The organism is Micrococcus sp. (genome assembly GCF_030523875.1).
GTDB lineage: Bacteria > Actinomycetota > Actinomycetes > Actinomycetales > Micrococcaceae > Micrococcus.
The window spans coordinates 41,715-49,590 of record NZ_JAUNHR010000005.1; the positions used below are offsets into that span (position 1 = coordinate 41,715).

7 protein-coding genes are annotated in these 7,876 nt (G+C 73.9%); 6 read left to right on the forward strand and 1 reads right to left on the reverse strand.

The features are described from left to right. The first annotated feature begins 65 nt into the window (after nucleotides 1-65). Nucleotides 66-1,592 carry a sodium:alanine symporter family protein gene (locus Q4D18_RS01565; RefSeq protein WP_303125111.1) on the forward strand — a complete coding sequence of 509 codons (1,527 nt, stop codon included), beginning with the start codon at nucleotides 66-68 and terminating at the stop codon, nucleotides 1,590-1,592. A gap of 105 nt (nucleotides 1,593-1,697) precedes the next feature. Next, nucleotides 1,698-1,979, forward strand: a complete 282-nt coding sequence (locus tag Q4D18_RS01570) for a hypothetical protein (RefSeq protein ID WP_303125112.1) — start codon at nucleotides 1,698-1,700, stop codon at nucleotides 1,977-1,979. A gap of 94 nt (nucleotides 1,980-2,073) precedes the next feature. Here the strand turns inward: Q4D18_RS01570 and Q4D18_RS01575 are convergent, their stop codons facing one another. Beyond that, a complete protein-coding gene (locus Q4D18_RS01575) occupies nucleotides 2,074-2,808 on the reverse strand; it encodes a DUF305 domain-containing protein (protein WP_303125113.1) in 735 nt (244 codons plus the stop codon). Nucleotides 2,809-3,055: 247 nt separating this feature from the next. Here Q4D18_RS01575 and Q4D18_RS01580 point away from each other — a divergent pair, with 247 nt between their 5' ends. From Q4D18_RS01580 to Q4D18_RS01595, 4 genes are all read left to right on the forward strand, one after another. After that, nucleotides 3,056-4,204, forward strand: coding sequence for an acetyl-CoA C-acetyltransferase (locus Q4D18_RS01580; protein ID WP_303125114.1), 1,149 nt, complete (start codon nucleotides 3,056-3,058; stop codon nucleotides 4,202-4,204). A gap of 62 nt (nucleotides 4,205-4,266) precedes the next feature. Next, nucleotides 4,267-5,844: a fatty acyl-CoA synthetase gene (locus Q4D18_RS01585; protein WP_303125116.1), complete on the forward strand. Its 1,578-nt coding sequence runs from the start codon at nucleotides 4,267-4,269 to the stop codon at nucleotides 5,842-5,844. Further along, entirely contained in the window at nucleotides 5,841-7,034 is a 1,194-nt protein-coding gene (locus tag Q4D18_RS01590; RefSeq protein WP_303125117.1) for an acyl-CoA dehydrogenase family protein, read from the forward strand. Before Q4D18_RS01585 ends, Q4D18_RS01590 begins: the two co-directional genes overlap by 4 nt. A gap of 50 nt (nucleotides 7,035-7,084) precedes the next feature. Further along, on the forward strand, nucleotides 7,085-7,876 hold a 792-nt coding region (locus tag Q4D18_RS01595), incomplete at its 3' end, for an enoyl-CoA hydratase/isomerase family protein (protein ID WP_303125119.1).

The window sequence follows — 7,876 nt, forward strand, 5'->3', positions numbered from 1 at the left end:
GGGCCCCTCCTCGACTCGCCCCTGCCTGTCCACGGCCGGGCCGTCAACCCCCTAGGCTCTCCTGCATGGAAGCAATCGCCGACGCCATCAGCGCGTTCAACAACTGGTACTGGTACGTGGTGATGGCGCTGCTCGCCGTCGCGGGCGTGTGGTTCACCCTCCGCACCGTGGGCGTGCAGGTGCGCATGCTCCCCGAGATGCTGCGCTCCGTGGTCGAGAAGGGCCCCGAGGCCGGCGCCGACGACGGCGTCTCCCCCTTCCGTGCCTTCACCATCTCCGCGGCGTCCCGCGTGGGCACCGGCAACGTGGCCGGCGTGGCGATCGCGATCGTGCTCGGCGGGCCGGGCGCGGTGTTCTGGATGTGGGTCATGGCGATCGTCGGCGGCGCCACCGCCTTCGTGGAGTCCACGCTCGCCCAGCTCTACAAGCGCAAGGGCCGGGACGGGTTCTACGGCGGCCCGGCGTACTACATCCGGGACGGCCTGGGCCTGAAGTGGCTGGCGGCGCTGTTCGCCGTCGCGATCACGGTGACCTACGGGTTCGTGTTCAACGCCGTGCAGTCCAACTCGATCTCCGAGTCCGTGCAGGCCAACTGGGGCACCTCCACCACCACCGCGTGGATCGTGGGCGTGGGCCTGGCCGTGCTGACCGCGCTCGTGATCTTCGGCGGTGTGCGCCGCCTGTCCGCCGTCACCAACGTGATCGTGCCGATCATGGCCGTGGCCTACATCCTGGTGGCCCTGTTCGTGGTGGCCGTGAACATCACCGAGGTGCCCGCGATGATCGGGCATATCGTGGGCCACGCCCTCGGCCTCGAGCAGGTGGCCGGCGCCGCCGTCGGCATGGCGATGGTCATGCAGGGCGTGCGCCGCGGCATGTTCTCCAACGAGGCCGGCATGGGCTCCGCCCCGAACGCGGCCGCCGCGGCCGCCGTGTCCCACCCGGCCAAGCAGGGCTTCGTGCAGTCCCTGGGCGTGTACTTCGACACCCTGCTGGTGTGCACCGCCACCGCCTTCATCGTGCTCCTCTCCGAGCCCGAGTTCGGCAACAAGGACGCCCTGGGCATGGCCGTGACGCAGAACGCCCTGCAGCAGGCCGTGGGCCAGTGGGCCGGCCCGTTCCTGACCGTGGTGATCTTCTTCCTGGCGTGGTCCTCCGTGCTGGGCAACACCTACTACGGCGAGGCGAACATCCAGTACCTGGCCGGCGAGAGGGCCCCGGCGTTCATCACCGCGTTCCGCGTGCTCGTGCTGCTGTGCGTGGTGGGCGGCGCCCTGGGCACCGTGACCCTCGTCTGGAACCTCGCGGACACCTTCGCCGCGCTCATGGCCACCATCAACCTGGTGGCGATCATCCCGCTGGGCGGCCTGGCCGTGAAGCTGCTCAAGGACTACGAGCGCAAGCTCAAGGCCGGCGAGGACCCGCACTTCCGCGTGTCCGACCTGCCCGAGGCCAAGAACGTCTCCCTGTGGCGGGACGGCGAGACCGAGCTGATGCGCACGGTGCCGGGCGCCGGCTCCCCCGCGGAGCTGCACCAGCAGGGCCTTCCCCTGCGCAAGCCCCGCGGCGGCTCCGGCTCCTCCGCCCGCTGACGGCGCGGGCGCGCCCCCGCCATGGACGCCGACGGGTGCCCGCGGGCTACCGTGGACGCACCACACGCCGTGACGCGCGGCGCACCCTCGAGAAGGAGCACGACCATGGGTCTGAAGAACGACCTCCTCCGCGCCCTGCGCAGCCAGACCACCGGCGGCCGTGGCCGGCGGGACGCCTACGTCCGTGCCGACCGCCGGGGCGGCCTCGGCGGCATGCTCGGCGGGCTGCTCTCCCAGGGCAACGCCCGCGCCGGCCGCGGCGCCGGCTTCGGCACCGGCACCGTGTACGGCGGCCGTCAGGGCGGCGCCCGCCGCTCCAGCGGCCGGGACATGCTGATGCGCGAGGGCATGCGCCTGCTGCAGCGCCAGCTCGGCCGCCGCCGCTGAGCCCTCCTGAAGACCACGACGCCGGCCCGTCTCCTCGCGGAGGCGGGCCGGCGTCGTCGTGCGCGCGGGGCACCGGGGCGGCCGGCGTGGCCCGTCAGAGGTCGGCGAGCATGTCCTCCATCTGGGCGATCTCCCTCTCCTGAGCGGCGATCACGTCCTCGGCGAGCGCGCGGGCCTGGGGGTTCTGCCCGTCGTCGAGCTGCGTCTTCGCCATGTCCACGGCGCCCTGGTGGTGCTCGATCATGCCCTCCAGGAAGAGACGGGCGGCCTCGGGGCCCTCGGCGTCGCGCAGGTCCTGCAGCTGCTCCTCCGTGAGCATGCCGGCCATGCCGCCGTGGCCGGAGTGGTCCATGTGCTGGGCGTCGGTGACGCCCCACGCGGCGAGCATGTCCTGCATGCGCGCGATCTCGGGCGCCTGCGCGGCCTCGATCTGCTTCGCGAGGACGCGCACGTCCTCCGGGACGCCCTCCTCGGCCAGGACGATGCGGCTCATCTCGAGTGCCTGCTCGTGGTGCGGGACCATCATCTGCGCGAACATCACGTCCGCGGGGCCGTGCTCCTCGGAGATCGGCTCGGCCGCGGCGGTGGAGGTCGCCTCGGATGAGGCCGCAGACGACGCCGAGCCGTCCCGCGCGCCGCCGGTGGGGGCGGAACCGGTGGTGGTCGGGTCCGTGGTCGGGGCCGCCGTCGAGGGCTCGGTGCCCACGGAGGAGGCGGCCGAGTCCGCGCGCGCGGCGGGGGTGTCGTCCGCGTCCGTGGTGCCGCAGCCCGCGAGGGCCAGGGCGGTGGCGAGGGTGAGGCCCGTCAGGGCGAGGGGGGTGCGGCGCATGCCGGTGCTCCTTCCGTGGTGTGGCCCCTCCTCGAGGGGCCGCGTGTGGGTCACGGTACGCCCGTGACCCGGATGCCGGCCGGGACGGTGACGGACGGCGGCGCAGGGACAGGAGGCCGCGCAACCGGCACCACGCGGCCCCTTGATTATCGGACTTCCGAGCAATACCGTGATCCGCATCACATCCAGAGCGCCGCGTCCCGGCTGCACCTTCCGGACACCCCACCCCGCCCGACGAGGAGACCCCATGGCCGAGGCCTACATCATCGACGCCGTCCGCACCCCCGTGGGCCGCCGCGGCAAGGGACTCGCGGAGGTCCACCCGCTCGACCTCGCCGCCGCACCGATCCGGGAGCTCGTCTCCCGGCAGGACATCGACTCCGCGGAGTACGACGAGGTGATCCTCGGCTGCATCGACCAGCTCGGCCCCCAGGCCATGGACATCGCCCGCAACGCGTGGCTCGCGGCCGGGCTCTCGGAGAGCGTCCCCGGCACCACCGTGGAGCGCCAGTGCGGCTCCGGCCAGCAGGCCGTCCACTACGCGGCGCAGGCGGTGATGAGCGGCACCAGCGACCTCGTGGTCGCCGGCGGCGTGCAGTCCATGTCCTCGATCCCGCTGTCCCACTCCAACAGGGCCGCCCGCGAGTTCGGCTTCCCGGACCCCTTCACCGGGTCGCAGGCGTGGGCGGACCGGTACGGGGACGAGGAGATCTCCCAGTTCCGTGGGGCCGAGATGATGGCCCGGAAGTGGGGCTTCGCCCGCGAGCAGCTCGAGGAGTTCGCGGTGCGGTCCCACGAGCGCGCGCTGGCGGCGCAGGCCGAGGGCCGGTTCGAGAGGGAGATCCTGCCCGTGGCCGGACTGGACCGGGACGAGGGCCCGCGCGCCCCGGACCGGGAGAAGATGGCGTCCCTGGCACCGATCACCGAGGGCGGGCTGCACACCGCGGCCTCGGCGTCGCAGATGTCCGACGGCGCGGCCGCCCTGCTGATCGCCTCGGAGGAGGCGGTGCGCCGGCACGGGCTGACCCCGCGCGCCCGCATCCACCACCTCTCCGCCCGCGGCGCGGACCCCGTGATGATGCTCTCCGCCCCGATCCCCGCCACGGCCTTCGCCCTGCAGCGCATGGGCCTGGGGATCGACGACATGGACCTCGTGGAGATCAACGAGGCGTTCGCGGCGGTCGTGCTGGCGTGGCTCGCCGAGACCGGCGCCGACCCGGAGAAGGTCAACGTCAACGGCGGCGCGATCGCCCTGGGCCACCCGATCGGGGCCACGGGAGCCCGGCTCATGACGTCCCTGCTGCACGAGCTCGAGCGCACCGGCGGCCGCTACGGCCTGCAGACCATGTGCGAGGGCGGCGGCCAGGCCAATGTCACCGTGATCGAACGTCTCTGACCCCGCCCCTGCCCCGCGCCAGCGGGGAGGCGGGACAGCGCGCCGCACAGAGAGGAACCCCCATGACACCCCACCCCGGCGACACGATCCGCGACCTGCTGCGCCGCTCCGTGGCCCGCTCCCCCCACGCCACGGCGCTGCGCTTCGAGGACCGCGCGTGGACTTACACCGAGCTGCAGGACGGCGTGCACCGCGTTGCCCACCGGCTGCGCCGCACCGGGCTCGCCCCGGGCGCCCGGATCGCCGTGTACGGTGCCAACTCCGACGCGTACGCGATCCTCTTCCTGGCCTGCGCGGCCGCCGGCTTCGTGCACGTGCCCGTGAACTTCGCGCTCAAGGGCGGGGAGCTCGCACACATCCTCGAGGACTCCGGCGCGGAGCTGCTCGTCACGGACGGCGGGGACCTCCTCGAGCGCATCCGGCAGGTCCGCACCGAAGGCCGCGCCGAGCGCCTCCGCGCGGTCTGGCCGATGCAGCCGGACTCCGGTCTCGAGCCGGAGGCCGTGCTGGACACCGCGCGGGGCACCGGTGACGACGGCGACGCGCCCGCCGAAGCGCCCGACGCCGCCGTGGCGGGGACGGACCTGGCCCAGCTGCTCTACACCTCCGGGACGACGTCCGCCCCGAAGGGCGCGATGATGAGCCACCGGGCGTTGATCGCGGAGTACGTCTCCGCGATCATCGCGCTGGACCTCACGGCGGAGGACCGCCCGTTGATCGTGATGCCGCTCTACCACTCGGCGGCCATGCACGTGTTCCTGCTCCCCTACCTGGCCCTGGGCGCCACGGTCACCCTGCACCGTGCCCCGGACATCGCGCGGATCCTGGAGACCGTGGAGTCCGAGCGGATCGGCTCGCTGTTCCTCGCGCCCACGGTGTGGGTGCCGCTGAGCAACCACCCGGACCTCGAGACGCGGGACCTGCGCTCGCTGACCAAGGCGCAGTACGGCGCCTCGATCATGCCGGTCACGGTGCTGCAGCGGCTGCGCCGGCAGCAGCCGGGCATCGGGTTCTACAACTGCTTCGGGCAGTCGGAGATGGGCCCGCTGTGCACCGTGCTGCGCCCCGAGGAGCACGACGCCCGCCCCGCCTCCTGCGGCCGGCCCGTCTTCCACGTGGAGGCGCGGGTCATGACCGCCGACGGCGCCCCTGCAGCCCCCGGCGAGCCCGGCGAGATCCAGTACCGCGGGCCGCAGCTCATGGACGGATACTGGGACCGCCCCGAGGCCTCGGCGGAGGCCTTCACCGACGACGGCTGGTTCCGCTCCGGGGACCAGGTCACCCGGGACGCGGCCGGGTACATCCAGGTGGTGGACCGCATCAAGGACGTCATCAACACCGGCGGCGTCCTCGTGGCCCCCCGCGAGGTGGAGGACGTGGTCTACGAGCTGGACGAGGTGGCGGAGGTCGCCGTCGTGGGCCTCCCGGACGAGCGGTGGATCGAGGCGATCACCGCCGTCGTCGTGCTCAAGGAGGGCGCGGAGCTGACCGCGGAGACCGTGCGCGCCCATGTGAAGGCCCGACTGGCGGACTACAAGGTGCCCAAGCGGGTGGACTTCGTGGCCGAGCTGCCGCGCAACCAGTCCGGGAAGCTGCTCAAGCGTGCGCTGCGCGCGGAGCGGACCGGGGGTGCGGCGTGAGCGTGGCGTCCGAGCACGACGTGACCACGCCCCTCGACATCGACTACCTGGGCGCCTTCGCCGAGGCCGGCGGCGCGGACCGCGCCGTGTGGGAGCGGGCACGCGCCTACGGGCGTGAGGTCCTCGAGCGGATCGACGGGCACTGGGACCGCGCGGAGTACCCGCTGGACCTCGTGACCCGCGCCGGCGAGCTGGACCTGCTCACGGATGGCCTGGACATCCCGGGCCACGAGACGATGTCCCCGCTGGCGGCGGGGCTGGTGGCCATGGAGATCTCCCGCGCGGACGGCTCCATGGCGGCGGCAGCCGCGGTGCAGGGCGGTCTCGTGCTGCGCACGCTGGCCCTGTTCGCGAGCGACGAGCAGAAGGAGCGGTACCTCGAGCCCGTGGCCACCGGCACCCTGCCGGGCGGGTTCGCCCTGACGGAACCCACGCACGGCTCCGACTCCGTGTCCCTCGAGACGACCGCGACGCCCGACGGCGACGGCTGGGTGCTGCGCGGGGAGAAGAAGTGGATCGGCAACGGCGCGGCCGGCGGCATCACGATCGTGTGGGCCCGGGACGCCGCCGACAGGCAGGTCAAGGGGTTCGTGGTGGAGCAGTCCGCGCCCGGGTACACGGGCGAGGTCATCCGGGGCAAGGGCGCTCTGCGGGCCATCCACCAGGCCCTCATCACCCTCGACGGCGTGCGGGTGGGCCCGGAGGCGCGGCTGCCCGGCGTCGGGAGCTTCAAGGACGTGTCCCGGGCGCTCGTGGCGACGCGGGTGAACGTCGGCTGGTCCGCCCTCGGCCACGCCTCCAGCATGTTCGAGTCCGCCCTGGCCTACGCGCGCCAGCGGGAGCAGTTCGGCAAGCCGCTGGGCGCCCACCAGATGGTGCAGGAGCGGCTGGCGCAGATGCTGGCCGAGGTGACGGCGCTGCAGGTGCAGTGCGTGTCCGTGGCCCGGCTGCAGGCCGCCGGCACGCTCCGGGACGAGCAGGCGTCCCTGCTCAAGTACAGCTGCACGCGCGCCGCGCGGCGGGTGGCGCAGACCGCGCGGGACATGCTCGGCGGCAACGGCATCCTGCTGGAGAACGGCGTCATCCGGCACATGACGGACGTGGAGGCCCTCCACACCTACGAGGGCACCGAGTCCGTGCAGGCGCTGATCCTGGGCCGGGACCTCACCGGCGTCAGCGCGTTCGCCTGATCCGCCTCCCCTCTGGACCCGGGAGGACCGCCTCCTCGAAAGGACCCGCCATGACCCCCACATCCCCCGCCCGCGACGACGACGCGGCGCCCCTGCGCATCCAGGCGCGCCCCGGCGTCGTGCGGGTGACGCTGGACCGCCCCGCGCAGGGCAACGCCCTGAGCCTGGCGATGGCGCGGGAGCTGCTGGCCGCGGTGCACGCGGCGGAGGCGGACCCGGACGTGCACGTGCTGACCCTCACCGGCGCCGGCCGGTTCTTCTGCGGCGGCGGAGACGTGGCGGCGATGGGGGCGGCGAGCCCCGCAGAGCGCCCCGCGGTGCTGCGCGAGCTCGCGGGTGCGGCGAGCGAGGTGGCCCTGGCGCTGGTGCGCTCGCGGCTGTTGGTGCTGGCCGGCGTGAACGGCACGGCGGCCGGGGCCGGGCTGGGGCTGGTGCTCAACGCGGACGTGGTGCTCGTGCGGGACGACGCCCTGCTGCTGGCGGCCTACGCGGGGATCGGGCTCGCCCCGGACACCGGGGTCTCCTGGTGGCTGCCGCGGGCCGTGGGGCCGGTGCGGGCCGCGGAGCTCACTCTGCGGGGCCGCCGCCTGACCGGGGCCGAGGCCGTGGAGTGGGGTGTGGCCTCCGAGGCCGTGAGCGCTGACGAGTTCCAGGCGCGGCTGGACGCGCTCGAGGACGAGCTCGCCGCCGGCGCGGTGCACGCCTACGGGCCGACGAAGGCCCTGCTGCGCGGCCCGGAGATCATCGGGTACGCCGAGCACCTGGACCGCGAGACCGCGGCCATCAGCGCCGCCAGCGGCCACCCGGAGGCGGTGCGCCGGGTGGACGCGTTCCTGCGGCGG

Excerpts from the sequence above, each read along its gene's own strand:
- Q4D18_RS01565 (WP_303125111.1), top strand. The coding sequence starts at position 66 with ATGGAAGCAATCGCCGACGCCATCAGCGCGTTCAACAACTGGTACTGG.
- Q4D18_RS01570 (WP_303125112.1), top strand. The coding sequence starts at position 1,698 with ATGGGTCTGAAGAACGACCTCCTCCGCGCCCTGCGCAGCCAGACCACC.
- Q4D18_RS01575 (WP_303125113.1), bottom strand. The coding sequence starts at position 2,808 with ATGCGCCGCACCCCCCTCGCCCTGACGGGCCTCACCCTCGCCACCGCC.
- Q4D18_RS01580 (WP_303125114.1), top strand. The coding sequence starts at position 3,056 with ATGGCCGAGGCCTACATCATCGACGCCGTCCGCACCCCCGTGGGCCGC.
- Q4D18_RS01585 (WP_303125116.1), top strand. The coding sequence starts at position 4,267 with ATGACACCCCACCCCGGCGACACGATCCGCGACCTGCTGCGCCGCTCC.